13 protein-coding genes are annotated in these 16,279 nt (G+C 68.3%); all 13 read right to left on the bottom strand.

Annotated elements, in window-relative coordinates; translation table 11 throughout:
* Nucleotides 1-15 precede the first annotated feature (15 nt).
* A complete protein-coding gene (gspD, locus tag ABB30_RS10925) occupies nt 16-2,247 on the bottom strand; it encodes a type II secretion system secretin GspD (protein ID WP_057638343.1) in 2,232 nt (743 codons plus the stop codon).
* Nucleotides 2,244-2,990: a hypothetical protein gene (locus ABB30_RS10930; protein WP_057638344.1), complete on the bottom strand. Its 747-nt coding sequence runs from the start codon at nt 2,988-2,990 to the stop codon at nt 2,244-2,246. Before ABB30_RS10930 ends, gspD begins: the two co-directional genes overlap by 4 nt.
* Nucleotides 2,980-3,597 (bottom strand): type II secretion system protein GspM, encoded by a 618-nt coding sequence (gspM, locus tag ABB30_RS10935; RefSeq protein ID WP_057638345.1) that lies wholly within the window; start codon nt 3,595-3,597, stop codon nt 2,980-2,982. The genes ABB30_RS10930 and gspM overlap by 11 nt, the downstream gene beginning before the upstream one ends.
* On the bottom strand, nt 3,587-4,684 hold the full coding sequence (locus tag ABB30_RS10940; RefSeq protein ID WP_057638346.1) for a PilN domain-containing protein: 1,098 nt from the start codon (nt 4,682-4,684) through the stop codon (nt 3,587-3,589). Before ABB30_RS10940 ends, gspM begins: the two co-directional genes overlap by 11 nt.
* Complete coding sequence (locus tag ABB30_RS10945; RefSeq protein ID WP_057638347.1) at nt 4,681-5,535, bottom strand: type II secretion system minor pseudopilin; 855 nt, start codon at nt 5,533-5,535, stop codon at nt 4,681-4,683. Before ABB30_RS10945 ends, ABB30_RS10940 begins: the two co-directional genes overlap by 4 nt.
* On the bottom strand, nt 5,532-6,179 hold the full coding sequence (locus ABB30_RS10950; RefSeq protein WP_057638348.1) for a prepilin-type N-terminal cleavage/methylation domain-containing protein: 648 nt from the start codon (nt 6,177-6,179) through the stop codon (nt 5,532-5,534). Before ABB30_RS10950 ends, ABB30_RS10945 begins: the two co-directional genes overlap by 4 nt.
* On the bottom strand, nt 6,176-6,574 hold the full coding sequence (xpsI, locus tag ABB30_RS10955; RefSeq protein WP_057638349.1) for a type II secretion system protein XpsI: 399 nt from the start codon (nt 6,572-6,574) through the stop codon (nt 6,176-6,178). The genes ABB30_RS10950 and xpsI overlap by 4 nt, the downstream gene beginning before the upstream one ends.
* Nucleotides 6,571-7,056: a type II secretion system protein XpsH gene (gene xpsH, locus ABB30_RS10960; protein ID WP_338062349.1), complete on the bottom strand. Its 486-nt coding sequence runs from the start codon at nt 7,054-7,056 to the stop codon at nt 6,571-6,573. Before xpsH ends, xpsI begins: the two co-directional genes overlap by 4 nt.
* Entirely contained in the window at nt 7,056-7,475 is a 420-nt protein-coding gene (gene gspG / locus ABB30_RS10965; RefSeq protein WP_245626487.1) for a type II secretion system major pseudopilin GspG, read from the bottom strand. Before gspG ends, xpsH begins: the two co-directional genes overlap by 1 nt.
* Before the next feature lie 67 nt (nt 7,476-7,542).
* A complete protein-coding gene (gene xpsF, locus ABB30_RS10970) occupies nt 7,543-8,763 on the bottom strand; it encodes a type II secretion system protein XpsF (protein WP_057638352.1) in 1,221 nt (406 codons plus the stop codon).
* Complete coding sequence (gene gspE, locus ABB30_RS10975) at nt 8,763-10,490, bottom strand: type II secretion system ATPase GspE (protein ID WP_057638353.1); 1,728 nt, start codon at nt 10,488-10,490, stop codon at nt 8,763-8,765. The genes xpsF and gspE overlap by 1 nt, the downstream gene beginning before the upstream one ends.
* Before the next feature lie 207 nt (nt 10,491-10,697).
* Nucleotides 10,698-12,113, bottom strand: a complete 1,416-nt coding sequence (locus ABB30_RS10980) for a S8 family serine peptidase (RefSeq protein WP_425477406.1) — start codon at nt 12,111-12,113, stop codon at nt 10,698-10,700.
* 555 nt (nt 12,114-12,668) lie between these two features.
* Nucleotides 12,669-16,279: YadA family autotransporter adhesin (locus ABB30_RS10985; RefSeq protein ID WP_211263484.1), on the bottom strand; the 3,611-nt coding region annotated here is incomplete at its 5' end.

A 16,279-nucleotide genomic window follows, 5' to 3' on the forward strand; every position in this document is an offset into this window, starting at 1 on the left:
CACCGGCCCTGCCACTCATTGCCGCGGCGGCGCGATCGGCTCCAGCGCGCGGAAGCGGCTGCCGTATTCGTCGGTCAGCCGGCGCGCCTCCTCCGGGTTGCGCACGATGGTCGGGGTCAACAGCACTATCACCTCGCTGCGTCGGCTGCTCTGGCTCTTGGTACCGAACAGGCCACCGATCACCGGCAGCCGGCTCAGGCCCGGCACCCCGCTGCTGCCGGCGGTAGTGCGGTCCTCGATCAGGCCGGCCAGCATCACCGTGTCACCGGCGCTCACCGCCGCTTCTGTCTTCATCCGGCGGGTGTTGACCCGCACGTTGCCGTTGGCATCAGGCTGGCCTTCCGGCGAGCTGACTTCCTGCACGATGTCCAGGAACACCATGCCGTCACGGGTCACCCGCGGGCGCACGTTGAGGATGGTGCCGGTGTTGAGGTACTGCACCTGGCTGTACTGGTTGTCACTGATGCCCGAGACCGAGACCGAATACACCGGGATCTTGCTGCCCACGTTGAGGCTGGCCACCGCGTTGTTGCGCACGAAGATGGACGGGGTCTGCAGCAGGCGCACATCGGTGACCTCGTCCAGCGCGGTGATCACCGCGGCGGCATTCTTGCCCAGGAAGGTCCAGCCCAGGCCGGCCCCACCGGCAATCCCGCTCAGGTCACCCCAGATCCGCCGCCCCAGTGCCGAGGGCAGGCCGGCGCCACCGGCATTGGTGGGCGCATTGACCGCATTTTCGAAATACCAGTTGACCCCGTAGCTGAGGTCGCCTTCCAGCGCCACTTCCGCCACCTGGGCCTCGATGTGCACCTGCAGCGGCATCACGTCGAGCTTGTCGATGACCTCGCGGATCGAAGCCCAGGCCTGCGGCGTGGTGCGCACCAGCAAGGTGTTGGTCTCCTCCACCGCCGATACCCCGACCCGGTCGCCCTCCACTTCCAGGCTGACCGCGCCATTGCCATTGCTGCGCTGGGGCAGGCTCATGCTGCCACCGGCCATGTCCTGGCCGGTGCCGCCCTGGCCGATACCGCCACTGCTGCTGCCCAGGCCCTGTTCGTTGCCCAGGCCACCGCTGCCGGCGTCACGTCCACCGCCGGCGCCGAGGCCGCCATCGATCTGCATGGCATCGGCGCCCGGGGCCAGCGAGGCATTGTCAGCGCCGCGCGACTGGCCGCTGCCACTGCCGGTGCCGAACACTTCAGACAGGCGCTCGGCCAGCTCGCGGGCCTTGATGTACTTCAACTCATAGGAAAACAGGCGCGGCGCACCGCCGGCGCTGTCGATGCGCTCCAGCCATTGCTGGATCTGGTCCAGATAACGCGCCTGCGGGGTGATCACCAGCACCGCATTGGCATTTTCCAGCGGCAGGAAACGGAACATGCCGGCACTGGGGGTACCGCTGTCGGCGCCGAAGACCTTTTCCAGGTCATTGGCGACCCGGTCGGCCCGGCCGGTCTGGATCGGGAACACGCCCACGCTCATCCCGGCCAGCCAGTCCACGTCGAAGATTTCCACCGTGCGCAGGTAGTTTTCCAGTTCGGCGCGGGTACCGCCGATGGAAATCACGTTGCGGCCGTCATCGACATTGACGATGGCATTGGGCCGCGCATACGGCTCGAGCACCTTTTTCATTTCGGTGGCCGAGATGTACTTCAGCGGCACCACCCGCACTTCGAAGCCACGCGCGGCCGCCGGCGAGGCGGTGCTCGGCGCGACCGTGCCGGCCAGGGCCTGGTCGGCCGGCACCACGTTGTAGCGGCCACCGCTGTAGACCAGGCGGGCGTTGTTCCAGCCCAGCACCATCTCCAGCAGGTTCAACGCCTGGCTCGGCGATACCGGACGCGGCGTGGCCAGGCTGACCGTGCCGCTCACCCCCGGCGCAATCACATAGTTCTGGCCGAGCATGTCACCGAGGATGGCCTTGACCACCGCATGCACCGATTCGCCTTCGAAATTGAAGGTGGCGCTGCCGGTGGAAGCACCGGCCAGCGACGGCGACGGACGGGCGGCGGCATGCTCGTTGATCATGCTGCCACTGCCACGGCGCAGTACCGCGCGGCTGCCCGCCACCTCGGCCGTGGCTTCCGGCGTGGTCAACGCCTGGGTCTGGGCGGCCGCGCCGGTAACCACCGGTGGCAGCTGCGCGGCACGGGCAATGTGCGGGGCCGGCACGGTGGTGCAGCCGGAGGCGGCCAGGCAAACGGCCAGTGACGCGGAAAGCAGTTTCAATTGCATGACATTGCTCATCGGTTCTGGCCAGTTTGCTGGCCGTTGTTGTTCTGGCGCATCTGCTCACGCCGCGCCTGGATGCGCGCACGGATGGCCTGCATCTGCGCGGCACTGGGTTCATTGGCCGCCGCTGCAGCGGCAGGCGCGGCAGTGGCAGGCACGGGGCTGGCGCCGGGCTGGGGCTGGGGCGGTGGTGGCGCCGGCAACGGCCCGGTATTGCCCCGGGAAACCGTTGCGGTCTCGGCCGGCGCGCTGGCGGTGGCCGGCGCGGCTGCAGCGCCAGTGCCGGCATACACGGCCAGCGGCAGGATCTGGCTGCCCGACGGGCCCAGCACGGTGGCCTGGCGTTCGGAAAGCTCCAGCAGCTGCCAGCCCTGCACCGCCGGCCCGCCCAACTGCAGGCGCAGCGACAGCCCGCCCTCGCCGGACAGGGTGGCCATGCTCAGCTGCGGGGTGATCAACACTCCACTCAGGCGCACCGCCGCGGTCTGCTCCTGCCCGTCGCCGCCGATGTAGTACGGCTGTGGCCGCCGGCCTTCGTTGAACAGCGGGCGGCTGACCACCTGCGGGTAATGGGACAGATCGGCCAGGCGTTCGTCCGCCAGGGTCGGCACCTGTGGCAGCGGCGCCGGCGGGCCACCGCCTTCGGCCGGTGGCAGGCGGCTGCCCAGGCCCAGCCAGGCAGCAACGGCCAGGGTCAGCGCCCACACGGCGAACACCACGCAGCCCAGCAGGCCGGCTGGCATCGGATCACGGCGCATGCTCACCTCCTGCCACGGCGGCGTGGGCCGGATCCAGATAACCGGACAGCTCGAAGGACACATCCAGGCCGCTGCCGGTCTCACCGGGCAGCGCCTGATAGCGCTGGGCCAGGATCACCAGGTTGTCGACAAACAGGCGCGGGCTGCCCGATTCCAGCGCATGCAGCACGCTGAGCATTTCCGGGGTGCCACAGCGCAGGCGCGCCTGTACTGCCACCCGTGCAAAGGCCGCATTGCCGGCCTGCCCAGTGAGCGGTGCACGGCTGGAAATCACGCAGCTGCGGTTGCCCGGGCTGGCCTGGCTGACCGCCTGTTCCAGCTGCTGCACCAGTGCCGCAGACGCCTGTTCGGCACTGCCCTGGTGCAAAAAGCCGGGGCGGCCACCCAACTGCTGGCGGGCCCGCTCCAGGGCTGCAGCCACGGCCGGGCCCTGGGCCAGTTCGGCCTGTACCCGGGCCTGGCGCTGCTGGCTCTGCGCCAGTTCGCTGTCCAACTCGCGCATGGGCTGCACCCACAACGGATGCAGCAACAGCGCGTAGATCGCGCCGAGCACCAGCAGCAACAGGCCCAGGGCCAACCAGCGTTGACGGCGCAGATCAGCGTCCATCGGCGCCTCCCGTAGCGGGATTGCCCAGGGTTGCGGTCAGGGTGAAGCGGTCACGCCGCTGCCCCGGTTCGGCCTGCAGTACCCCGTTCAAGGCCGGCCGGCTCCACAGTGTGCTGCCTTCCAGTGCCGCCACCAGGCCAGCGGCCTGGTCACTCATGCCGATCAACTGCAATTGTTCGCCCTCGATGGACAGCTTTTCCAGCACGGTGCCATCAGGCAGGCGGGCCGACAGTTCCTCCCACAATTCCACCGTGGTCGGCTTGCTGCTGCGCTGGGCATCAAAGAAACGGGCGCCATCGACCAGGCTCTGCAACTGCTGGCGCTGCACGGCCACCTCGCGGGCCTGCCCGGCCTGCTGCTGGACCTGCTGCTGCAGGGCCTGCAGTGCCTGGGAACGGTTGTCCTGGATGCGCTCGCCAGCCAGGCCGAGCAACACCAGCCCGGCCAGCAGCAGGGCCACATGCAGCCAGTACGGCCCCTGCCGGGGCCGGTTGCGCTGTGCGGCCGGCAACAGGTTCACCCCCAGCGTGCGCTGGCCGCCGGCATCGACATCGATACCGGCCAGGCTGCCGGCCAGCGACCCGCACTGGGTCAGCAATGCCGCCACGGTGGTCAATGGCAGCACCACCAGTTCCACCTGCAGATGGTCATCGTGCTGGCCCAGCACATGTACGTCATGGCTGACCTGGTCGGCCGCAAACGGCGTCTGCCGGTCAATCTCGAAACCCACCACCGCCTGCAGGCGTGAGCGCGCGGCCAGCGGCAGGCGCAGCGGGCGGCGCAGCACCTGGCTGGCCGGCAGCAACCAGTAGCGCGGCAGTTGCCGTGCCGGCCCTTGCAGGGCCGTATCCAAGGCTCCCTCGGCCAGCGGCCAGGGCAGGCGGGCCAGTGCCTGTGCCGGCCCGTCGGCGGCCAGCCACAGCTGCAGCTGGTCGCCCTGCTGCTGCAGCAACACACGTTGTGGCGCACGCACCAGGCGGGCGCGCCAACGCGCCGGCAGCCAGGCCAGCAGGCCATCGGCCCACCAGCGTGCGAATCCCCGCAGACCCGGCAGCTCCCGCCCCGGTACGCTTGCCGCTGACTTCATGGTGTCCCCGTTGTCTGCTGCCACGACAGCACTGTGTAGGCGCTCTGTGCCGTTTCGGCACGACCGCGTCGAACCACGGCATCCAGCACCAGGCTGCGCTCGTCCCCCAAGCGCACCTGGCTGCGGATGCTGAAGGTATCCCCGGCACTGGCCAGGGCGTTGCCACTGTCCAGCGCCATTTGCCGCTTGCCCTGTTGTAACACTGGATCAATGCCCATCGCACGCAGCACCGGGTCGGCGGCCAGCATCGGCTCGGGCTGGCTGCGCTGGCTCCAGATTGTCAGGTACGGGCGCATCGCCTCGAACAACGGTGCCGGCATGGCCAGCACCCGGCGCAGCTCCTCGATGCTGGCAAAGGCATCGTTGGAGGGCCCGTAAGGCAGGCCGGCAGCGGCATAGTCGGCCGCCTCGCTGCCGCCCGGCTGCGGCAGGTCATCGCTGTCGCGCCAGTCCAGCATGGCCGCGGCCAGACGCTGGGCCTGGGCCTGCTCGGCACCGAACTGCTGCATCAGCGCGGCCAGCAGGCCGGCATCGGCCTGGTTGATGTCCACCTTGGCACTTTCAGACAACACCCGCAGCTCCAGCTGGGCACCGGCGAACTGCCAGGGATAGGCACGGCCATCGCTGACCCAGGCCGGCTGCCCGGGCTGGGCCGGTTGTGACTGCCGATACAGCGCGTACTCCAGCCCGGCCTGGGCCAGCTGGCCGGCGCGCAGCGATTCCATCCCGACATGGCCCTGCAGTTGTTCCACCCGCGCGGTCAAGGCAAAAGCACCGATCAGGCTGGCCAGCAGCACCACCAGCCACAGCACCAGCACCAGTGCCGCCCCGCTCTGGCCACGGCCGCTCATGCGCCGGCTCCCGGGCGTTGCTGCGGGATGGCCACGATCATCTCCGGCCAGGCCGCGCCCTGCAGGGGCTGCACGAGGATGCTGACAAACTGCGGCGGGCGCTGTTGCTCGGCCCAGTCCCACTGCTCCTGCCACTCACCGAGGCGGCCATTGAGCGCATCCCAGCCGCGATAACGCAGGCTGACGCTGCGCAATTGCCCGGCGATCACCTCGGCCGGGCGCGGCGGTGCTTCCTCCACCACCTCGCCGGCGCTGACCAAGGCCAGACGCAGGCGCAGCTGCATGCCCTCCCCGTCCGGATCATCGACCACATCCAGCTCGTGCAGATAGGGACCGCCGCGGCCGAAATACCCGGGCACATCGGCGACAAAACGCAGACGCTGCGGCGTGCCGTCAAAGCGCACCGGCGGCTGCCCCTCGTTGTTGTGCTCAAACCCCAGTGGCAGGGCCGCCTGCAGGCGCGCGCGCAGCACATCCAGCACCGCCCGCATCTGTTCGTTGGCCGCTGCCCGGGCCTCGCCACGGGCGCTGACCGCCTGCGCGCTGCGCACGCTGGCAAAGGCCAGCGACAGACCCAGCGCGAGCAAGGCGGTGGCCACCAGCACTTCGAGCAGGGTGAAACCGCGTTGGCGCCTGTTGCTCATTGCAGCGCCTCGGCGGTGGCCAGGCGCAGGGTCTGCAGCTGCAACTGCTCGCCGGCACGCTCGCCCCAGCGCACCTGCAGCTGCAGCTGCAGCAGGCTGTCACTGCCCTGTGCGGGGCCGCTGCCATTGCCCTCCCAAGGCTGGATCTGCAGCTGCCAGCGATAACGGCCCTGCTCCCATTGCCCACTCTGGCTGCCCGGCTGCAGCGGCTGCTCCACGCCCAGGGTGGTCAGCAGGCTCTGCGCATGCAGACGCGCACGCCCGGCATCCTCGCCCATGCGTACCTGGCGCGAGGCGGTGGACAACGCGGACAGCAGCACGGTCAAGGCCCCGGCCAGCAGGGCAAAGGCCACCAGCACCTCGAGCAGGCTGTAACCGGCATGGCGTGATGTCATTGCCCGGCCCCGGCAATGCCCTGGCCAGTGACCTGGCCGGTGATCCAGGCCACGTCCAGCTGCCAGCCGGCACGCGCGCCGAGCAGCTCGATCCGGCCACCGCTGGCGCCGCCATCGGGATAGAACGCAATCACCCCGATCCCGGCTGCCGGTTGCAGCTGGGCTGCGCCGGTGAAACGCACGCGCAAGCGTTCGGGCAACTGGCCATGGCGGCCGTTGGCTGCTTCCCAGCGGCCATTGCCCGGATCGATGCGGAACTGCTGTGGCTGCCCGTGGACGATGGCCTGGGTGCGGGTGTAACGCAGCTGGGCCGACAGCTCACGCACGGCCGAGCGCAGCTGCTGGCCCTCGCGACCACCGCCCATGGCCATCACTGCCAGCGCCGCGCTGATCGCCACCAGGGCAATCACCAACAGCATCTCCAGCAGGGTCATGCCGGCCGCCGAACGCGGCAGCGGCCGATGGCAACGGGCAGCAGCCATCATTCAAAGCGGATGTCGGCGTCGTAACTGCTGCCGCCTTCGCGGCCATCCTTGCCCAGGCTGACCAGGTCAAACGGCTGGCCCTGGCCCGGGTTGCTGTACTGCAGGGGGTTGCCCCACGGGTCATTGAGTTCGGCCGTCTTGGCATACGGGCCGAGCCAGCCGGCACTGCCCGACGGTGCACTGACCAGATCCTCCAGCCGGCCCGGCAGGCGGCCGGTGTCGAGCTGGTAGTTTTCGATCTTGCCGGCCACGGTGGCGATCTGCGACTTGGCCAGGTTGGCCTTGCCACGGTCGGCGCCGCCCAGCACGCGGCTGCCGACCAGGGTCAGCACCGCGCCGATCAGCACGATCACGATGATGATTTCCAGCAGGCTCATGCCGGCCTGGCGGGTGCCCAGTTTCGGGGTGGAGCGCATGTACGGCTTGCTTGCCATGGTCAGGACTCTTCGTTGGGGATACGTGTTGCGAAAACAGGCCGGCCGCTCATCCGATGGCACCGGTCAGGTCGTACAGCGGCACCAGCACCGCGACGATGACCAGGCCGACGATCGAGGCCAGGACCAGGGTGATGGCCGGCACCATCGCCGCCAGCAGGCGGTCAATGGCGCGCGCGGTTTCTGCCTCGAAGGTATCGGCCGCACGCAGCAGCATGGCGTCCAGGGCGCCGGACTCCTCGCCCACCTGGACCATCTGCACCGCCAGACGCGGGAAGTTGCCGTTGCGGGCCAGCGAGGAGGACAGGCTGTGGCCGTCGCGCACGCGCCCGGTGGCCTGCGCCACATCAGCCGCCAGCACCCGGTTGCCGAGCACGTTGCCGGCGATGCCCAGGGCCGACAGCAACGGCACACCATTGCCGAGCAGGGTGCCCAGGGTGCGCGACAGGCGCGCCACATCCAGCTTGCCCAGCAGTGGCCCGAGCAGGCGCACACGCAACAGGGCGCCATCGACGCGGCGCATGAAGGCGGCATCGTGGCGCTTGCGCTCACCCCACAACAGCAGCAGGCACGGCACCACGATCAGCACGATCCACCAATCGGCCACCAGCGCACCCAGCGCCAGCACTGCCGCGGTGAACCAGGGCAGCTGCACATCCAGGCTGTCATACATCTGGGCAAACTGCGGCACCACATAACCGAGCAGGAACAGCAGCGCCGCTCCCACCACCAGCAGCAGGATCACCGGGTAGACCAGGGCGTTGATGACGCGGGTGCGCAGCTGCTGCGCACGCTCCAGATAATCGGCCAGACGCTCCAGGGTGCTGGCCAGGTTGCCGCCGGCCTCACCGGCGCGAACCATGTTCAGATACAGCCGCGAGAACATGCCGTGCTGGCGCTCCATGGCCACCGACAACGGCGCGCCACCGCGCACCACTTCGCGGATCTGGCCGATGGCCTGCTGCGCCTTGGGCGCATCGGGCAGCTCGATCAGGATGCCCAACGCCCTGTCCAGCGGCTGGCCGGCAGCCAGCAGGGTCGCCAGCTGACGGGTGAACAGCAACTGCGCATCGGCGCCGAAGGCCGGCTTGACCAGCCATTGCCGCCAGCCGGCACTGGCGCTGCCCAGCGCATCAAGCGGGCGTGCCTCCACCGGCAACTGCCCCTGCGCCTGCAGGCGGGCAATCACCTCGGCCTGGTCGGCCGCTTCCATGACCCCGTCCACGCGCTGGCCGGCCGCATCCAGGGCAATGAAACGGAACTGCGGCATCAGCCTTCCTCCGTGACGCGCAACACTTCCTCGATCGTGGTCTGGCCACGCAGGGCCTTGAGCAGGCCATCCTCGAACATGGTGCGCATGCCGGCATCGCGTGCCACCTGTTCCAGCTCACCCATGCCGGCGCGGCGCATGATCGCCGCGCGCAGGGCGTCATTCATCACCAGAAACTCGACGATGGTGGTGCGCCCGCTGTAACCGGTGGCATTGCCGGCCGATGGCTGCGCCTTCCACAGGAAGATCTCGCCTTGCGGCTGCAGGCGGCGCAGGTCGAAGCGCGCGATCTGCTCGGCCGTGGCCGGGTAGCGCTGGGCGCTGGCCGGATCCAGCCGGCGCACCAGGCGCTGGGCCAGGATGCCGTTGATGGTGGAGGTGAGCAGGTAATCCTCCACCCCCATGTCCAGCAGGCGGGTGATGCCGCCGGCCGCGTTGTTGGTATGCAGGGTGGACAGCACCAGGTGGCCGGTCAGGGCCGACTGGATGGCGATACGCGCGGTTTCCACGTCACGCATTTCGCCGATCATGATGATGTCCGGGTCCTGGCGCACGATCGCGCGCAGGGCATTGGCAAAATCCAGACCGATCTGTGGCTTGGCCTGGATCTGGTTGATGCCCTCGATCTGGTATTCGACCGGGTCTTCGACGGTGATGATTTTTACATCGGTGGTGTTGAGCTGGCTCAGCGCGGTGTACAGGGTGGTGGTCTTGCCCGAACCGGTCGGGCCTGTGACCAGCACGATGCCGTGGGGCTGGGCCAGCACCTGCTGGAACTGCGGCAAAAACTCGCCATCAAAGCCCAGCCGGCCGTAATCAAACACCACCGATTGCCGGTCCAGCAGGCGCATCACCACGCTTTCTCCATGCGCGGTGGGCACCGTGCTCACGCGCAGGTCCAGCTCCTTGCCCTGCACCCGCAGCATGATGCGGCCATCCTGCGGCAGGCGGCGCTCGGCGATATTGAGCTTGGCCATGATCTTGATGCGGCTGATCACCGCCGCGGTGAGGTTGGCCGGCGGGCTTTCGCCATCCACCAGCACACCGTCAACGCGGTAGCGCACCTTGAGCCGGGTTTCGAACGGCTCGATATGGATGTCCGAAGCCTGCAGCTCGACCGCACGCTGGATCACCAGGTTGACCAGGCGGATCACCGGTGCTTCGGAGGCCAGGTCACGCAGATGCTCGATGTCATCCAGGTTGCCCTCGCTGCCTTCGGCACCGTCGGCAATCTGGCCCATCTCGCTGCGGCCCTGGCCGTAGCGGCGCTCGATCAATTCATCGATCTCGCTGCGCAGGCCAACCAGCACGCATACCGGCAGGCCACAGGCCAGGCCAACCGCCTGGGCCGGATACGGATCATGCGCATCGGCCAGCCACAGCTGCACCACGCCGTTTTCAACGGCCAACGGGCAGGCATGGAACTGTTTGAGGAAACGCAACGGCAGCTCGGGCAGTTCGGCCAGCAGCGCCGGGCTGTCATCGGCCACCTGACGTGCATCGAGCAGCGGCAGGCCGAGCACGCTGGCCGTGGTGGCAGCCTGGTCACGCTCGGACACCAGCCCCAGGCGCACCAGCAGGGCCAGCAGGCTGCCGCCCTGTTCGTCGTGCAGCTGACGCGCACGGGCCAGGTCAGCATCCTTCAGGCGCGAGGCAGCCACCAGGGCAGCAATCACCTGTTGTTCGGCGACGGGTACTACCGGTTCATCCACTGCCACTGCACTCACGTTGGGCCTCCCGGATCATGCCATGACTCTACCAGTGTTGATGGCTCATTCACGCCCGGTCAGACATCCACAGGCAGGCCGTCCGGCCATGCTGTGCAGCGGGTCACAACTACCCCGCCCAACCATGAAAACGCTTGCCCACACACCAATGAAACGGGGGAGGGCCATGCCCTCCCCCGCTCTTGTCACTACCTCGAACCGGAAGGCTTACTGACGCGCCGTCACGGTGACACCGCTGTAGGTGCCGCTGAGCTTGATGTAGTAAGTACCGGCCACCGGCGCGGTGATACGCACGGTTTCGGTATTGCCGGCACGGGTGGAGAAGCCATCATTGGCAGCGGCAGTCGGCTCGGCACCGGCCTTGACGTGGACCGAGACATCACCAGTACCACCGTAGGTCATGATGGTCAGGGTCTTGCCGGCTTCGGCAATGAAGCTGTACAGCTTGTCGCCACCGCTCTGACCCACCAGGGCCACCTTGTTGGTCAGCGGGGTGGCCTGCGGGCCGCCCGGCTCACCCGGCTGGCCCGGATCGGTGTCATCACCCAGCGCTGCGGCCAGCGCAGCCACCGGGTCGACGATACCGGCACCGATCGGGGTGCTGGTCGGAATGCTGACCGGGAACGCACGCGCGGTGTCCTTGAGCAGCTGCTCCATCGCCGCCGGGGTCAGCGGTGCCTGGTCATTGGCGACCAGCGCCGACTGGACCAGGGCAACCACGCCGGCCACGTGCGGTGCGGCCATCGAGGTACCGGCCATGCCACCGTAGGACAGCGCCCCGTCAGTCGGGCCGGTGTCACTGAGGGACATTGCCTGCCAGACATAGCCGTTCGGGTTGCCATCGACACCGCCACCACCACCAGGAGCGGAGATGTCCACCGAGGCCCCGTAGTTGGAATAGCTGGCGCGGCCACCGTTGATGCGATTGGCACCAACATTGACCACGTTGGCACAGCTGGCCGGGCTGTAATTGGCCGCATTGGCATTGCTGTTGCCGGCAGCCACCACCACGGTGGTGCCACGCGAGACCGCGCCATTGATCGCCAGCTGGGTCGCGCCGCTGGTGGAACAAGCGCCGCCGCCACCCAGGCTCATGTTGATGACCTGTGCCGGGTTCGGGTTGGCCGGCATGCCGGCCACGGTGCCGCCGGAAGCCCAGATGATGGCATCGGCGATGTCGGAGGTGTAGCCACCGCAGCGGCCCAGGGCACGGATCGGCAGGATGGTCGCCTTCGGCGCGACACCGGCCATGCCGATGCTGTTGTTGGTGGCTTCGGCCACGGTGCCGGAAACATGGGTGCCGTGCCAGGAGCTGCCGCTCACGGTGCACTCGTTGGCATCGTCATTCCAGTCGCCGTAGTCCAGTGCCCCCGGCACGCGCTCGGCGGTCGGGCGGCGGGAAACGAAGGTATCGGTGATGAAGTCATAGCCTTCCAGCAGCGCACCGGCCTCAAAATCCGGGTGCGCCGGCAGGATGCCGGTGTCGATCACGGCCACGATCACGCCCTCACCCTGGCTGGTTTCCCAGGCGGCCGGGGCATTGATGCCACCCGGGGTGGCCTGCAGGTGCCACTGGTACTGGGCGAAGTACTGGTCGTTCGGGGCTGCCGCCGGACGCATCATTTCGTCGATTTCGGCAAATTCCACCGCCGGATCGGCACGCAGCGCGCTGACCAGCGTCTGCAGCTCGGCACGGCTGGGACGGCCGCCGACAGTGAACAGGTCCGCGCCCACGGCCAGCTTGCGACGATGCTGGAAGCTGGCCGCCTTCAGGGCGGCACTGCTGGTGCGGCCGGCCGCCTGGCTGAGCACGCGCGACTTGCCGGCGCTGGTGGCTGCAGCGGCGGTGTTGTCCTTGTAGCGCACGATGATGCGGGCCGGTGCGGCGCTTGCAGCAGCGGCCACAGTGGATGCGTCACGGCTGACCGACAGCGGTGCGGCGGTGGCCGAGGCCATGCCCAGCGATGCCAGCACGGCCATCGCGGTGGCGCTGGCCAGCAGGTTCTTGTTGATGGAAATCTTCTTGCTCATTGCGTGCTCCTCTCCAAAGGCAGATGGTGATGCGTGGCGCTTGCCTGCCACAGGCCGGATTGCCTGCCTCCCTGCATCCGGTCATTGCATCGAGCTGATACTGCTTGCCTCCCGTACGGCCTGCGCCGCACGGGAGGCCTGACGGGTTTACCAGCCGAAACCGGCACCCATGCCGACCGACTTGTCATCGCCACTGAAAGCACCACCGAAGGTGACCGTGGCGCGCTCGCTGACCGCACGCTGGTAGCCCAGCGACAGCGCGGCCTCACCGGCCTGGAAGCCGACGCCGACACCGACACGGTTGGTGGTGCTGATGCCGGCGGCGCTGGTGGCCATGTTGAGCATGGCCGCGTTCATGGCGCCCTGGCGGTCCAGACGACGGTCCATGCGGCGGAAGCGGTCATCCATCTGGCCCTTGTACATCTGGAAGGTGTCACCCAGCGACTGGATGCGGTTGTCGGTATAGGCATTGGCCTGGCTCACCGCACTGGCCATGCCGCTGTCCAGCTGGCCCTTGTTGACCGCGTCGGTGGCAGCGGTGCCGGCGGCCACATTGGTCAGCTGGCGTTCGCTGCCGGCCGCACCGATGGACACGCTGTTGGCACGGTCAGCCACCGAGCCCTGGCCCAGCGCCACCGCGTTGGCCGCCGTGGCCGAAGCCCCCTGGCCGATGGCGGTGGCATTGGCGGCCGTGACGCTGCTGCCCTGGCCAATGGCCGTGCCGTTGGCAGCAGTGACGCTGCTGCCCTCACCCACGGCAACAGCCTGCGTTGCAGCAGCCGCGATGCTGGTGTTGGCACCCACCGCCGTACTCTGGTCGGCATCGACACGGGCGTTGTAACCCAGAGCGGTATCACCGGCACCGTGGGCGTAGCTGTCCACACCACCGGCGGTACCGGTGGCGTGGTTGGCGGTGCCCGACGGGAAGGAGCTGCCCACCGGCAACGACGGGGTCGACACTGCTGCCAGGTTGCTGATGTGGCCATCCAGTGCCGACAGTGCCGCGCCCACATTGCTGAAGGTCTGGCCCTGGATCACATAGCTCGGGGCGACAAAGCTGCCCTGCAGGCCGATGGCCGCACCACCACCAAGCAGGCCCGCAATATCGGTGAGCGACTGGAACAGCTGGCCACCGTTGATCGCCTGCAGCGAACCGGCAGCCACACTGCCTGCCGAAAGGTTGCCGATCACCGTGCCACTGGCACCGCCCAGGGTCACCGCCGACTTGCTGGCATCGTCATAGGCAATGGCATTGGCAGCCACCGCGCCGACGTCACCGATGCGGGTATCCAGGTCATCGACGCGCCCTTCCACCACCCCAACACGGGTGTTGGTGGCATGCAGCTGATTGCCGGTCACTGCCTCGGTGCTGCCCTGGGCGATGGCACCATCGGCCACATTGACCAGCTTGCGGCTGGCAGCACCATCGATACCCGTGCCGTTGCCGAAGGACACCACACCGTCAGCGGCAGCCACTGCACCACGACCGATGGCCACCGCATCCACGCCGCTGGCAGTGGCGCCATTGCCCATCGCCACGGCACCTGCGCCGGAAGCAATGGCCACCACGGCGGTACCGCTGTCATCGGCCTTGAAGTACTGCGAGGTGCTGTAGGCGTTGAGATTCACATCGGCAATGGCCGTGTTCATCTGGTCAAGATTCACTGCGTCGGTGCCGGCGGTACCCGCCGCAACGTGGATGATCTGGCGCTCGTCACCGGCAGCACCCACCGCCACGCTGTTGGCACGATCCGCTACCGAGGCATTGCCCAACGCCACACTGTTGGCGGCAGCGGCGTAGCTGCCGGCACCAATGGCCGTGCTGTAGTCACTCTCGGCCCAGGCCTCGGCACCCAGGGCAATACTGCCCTCGCCACTGGCCGTGGCCAGCCAACCCTGTGCCTGGCTGCGATCGCCTTCTGCCAGTGCACCGGCACCCAGGGCAATGGCACCCTCGCCGGTCGCTGCGGCATTGATGAAGCCATAGGCCGTACCGCCGATGGCCACGCTCTCGTTGCCGGCGGCATCACTGTATTCACCCACGGCTACCGCTCCGGCACCATTGGCCAGTGCGCTCTTGCCCACCGCCGTGGCGAACTCGCCACCGGCTTCGGCCTCCTGGCCCAGTGCGGTGGATGCCAGCCCGGCAGCCGTTGCTCCCTGGCCCAGCGCCGTGCTGGCCTGGCCCATGGCCCATGCATCAGCACCGAAGGCCGAGGCATCAGCTTCAAAGGCGATAGCCGAATTGCCCACGGCAGTGCCGTTGGCGGCCAGAACCTCGGCCCAGCCACCGATGGCGGTGCTGTAGTTGCCATCAGCCACTGCGCCATAACCCACCGCCGTGGCGGTCACGCCACCGGCATAGGTCTCTGCACCCAGCGCGCTGCTGCCATCGCCCAGGGCATTGGCCGCAAAACCGTTGGCAGTGGACTCAAGGCCACTGGCCAGGCTCTCGGCACCCACCGCCGTCGCCCCATCGGCATCGGCCGTTGCATAGAAACCGATGGCACTGGATTCCATGCCATTGGCTTCGGCCAGTGTGCCCGATGCCAACGAACCATCACCGTTGGCCGCCGCCGCGGCACCGAAGGCCGCGCTCATTTCGCCAGCGGCGATGCTGTCTGCACCCACCGCCACGCTGTACTCACCCATGGCCTGGGCATTGGCACCGAAGGCGGCTGCATTGCCGGCCGCTGCCAGGGCGTTGAAGCCCACCGCGGTGGCGGCATCGGCCAGCGCATTGGCACCACCACCCAGTGCCGAGGCGCCGTTGCCGATCGCATTGGCCGCCTCACCGGCTGCCAGCGCGTCATCACCTTCCACATAGGCACCGGCATCGCTGTTGGCGCTGCCGCTGGCCTGGAAGTACTTGTTGGTGGTGCCGGCCACATCGGCCACGGCATTGAGCTGGTCCAGGTTCACCGCATCGGTGCCTTGCGTACCAGCAGCCACGTTGGTGATCTGGCGCTCATTACCGGCACTGCCCACCGAGACACTGTTGTCGCGGTCAGCCACCGAAGCAGCACCCAATGCCACGCTGTTTTGGCCGGCGGCGTAAGCGTTGTAGCCAAGTGCCGAAGAGGATTCACCCTCGGCCCAGGACAGGGTGCCAACGGCGGTGGCCAGGTCAGCCGTCGCGCCCGCGCCCGCACCCAGGGCCACTGCGCCAAGGCCAGTGGCCTCTGCGCTGAAACCACCCGCCACACCACCGACTGCAGTGCTGTAGTCGCCATCGGCAATGCTGCCCTGGCCGACCGCGGTGGTGTTGGCACCGGCAGCCACGCTGTCCGCACCCACCGCCACGGCATTTTCGCCGCTGGCCTCGCTCCAGCTGCCAGCGGCCGTGCTGTTGAAGCCCAGCGCCAGCGCCTGGCTGCCAACAGCCGTTGCATAGTCATCCGAAGCCTGCGCGCCAAAACCGACAGCCAGGCTTTCCAGACCATCAGCCGTTGCCTCGGCACCTACTGCCGTGGCGCCATCACCGTTGGCGGTGGCGAAGAAGCCCACCGCACTCGACTCGACGCCATCGGCGGTGGCCATCGCACCGCTGGCCAGCGAACCATCACCATTGGCCTCGGCAGCTGCACCGAAGGCAGCACTCAGATAGCCCGCTGCCGCACTCTCGGCACCGACTGCCACGGCGTATTCGCCGACGGCCTGGGCATTGCTGCCGAAGGCCGCTGCATTGCCGGCTGCGGCCAGGGCGTTGAAGCCCACGGCAGTGGCCCCATCGGCCACGGCATTGGCACCGCCGCCCA

The organism is Stenotrophomonas ginsengisoli, assembly GCF_001431485.1.
Taxonomy (GTDB): Bacteria; Pseudomonadota; Gammaproteobacteria; order Xanthomonadales; family Xanthomonadaceae; genus Stenotrophomonas; species Stenotrophomonas ginsengisoli.

Coding starts and splice junctions, on each gene's coding strand:
- xpsH (WP_338062349.1), bottom strand. CDS start 7,056: ATGGCTGCTGCCCGTTGCCATCGGCCGCTGCCGCGTTCGGCGGCCGGC.
- gspD (WP_057638343.1), bottom strand. CDS start 2,247: ATGAGCAATGTCATGCAATTGAAACTGCTTTCCGCGTCACTGGCCGTT.
- ABB30_RS10945 (WP_057638347.1), bottom strand. CDS start 5,535: ATGAGCGGCCGTGGCCAGAGCGGGGCGGCACTGGTGCTGGTGCTGTGG.
- gspG (WP_245626487.1), bottom strand. CDS start 7,475: ATGCGCTCCACCCCGAAACTGGGCACCCGCCAGGCCGGCATGAGCCTG.
- xpsI (WP_057638349.1), bottom strand. CDS start 6,574: ATGACATCACGCCATGCCGGTTACAGCCTGCTCGAGGTGCTGGTGGCC.
- ABB30_RS10950 (WP_057638348.1), bottom strand. CDS start 6,179: ATGAGCAACAGGCGCCAACGCGGTTTCACCCTGCTCGAAGTGCTGGTG.
- ABB30_RS10940 (WP_057638346.1), bottom strand. CDS start 4,684: ATGAAGTCAGCGGCAAGCGTACCGGGGCGGGAGCTGCCGGGTCTGCGG.
- ABB30_RS10980 (WP_425477406.1), bottom strand. CDS start 12,113: ATGATGCGTCCGGCGGCAGCCCCGAACGACCAGTACTTCGCCCAGTAC.
- ABB30_RS10930 (WP_057638344.1), bottom strand. CDS start 2,990: ATGCGCCGTGATCCGATGCCAGCCGGCCTGCTGGGCTGCGTGGTGTTC.
- xpsF (WP_057638352.1), bottom strand. CDS start 8,763: ATGCCGCAGTTCCGTTTCATTGCCCTGGATGCGGCCGGCCAGCGCGTG.
- gspM (WP_057638345.1), bottom strand. CDS start 3,597: ATGGACGCTGATCTGCGCCGTCAACGCTGGTTGGCCCTGGGCCTGTTG.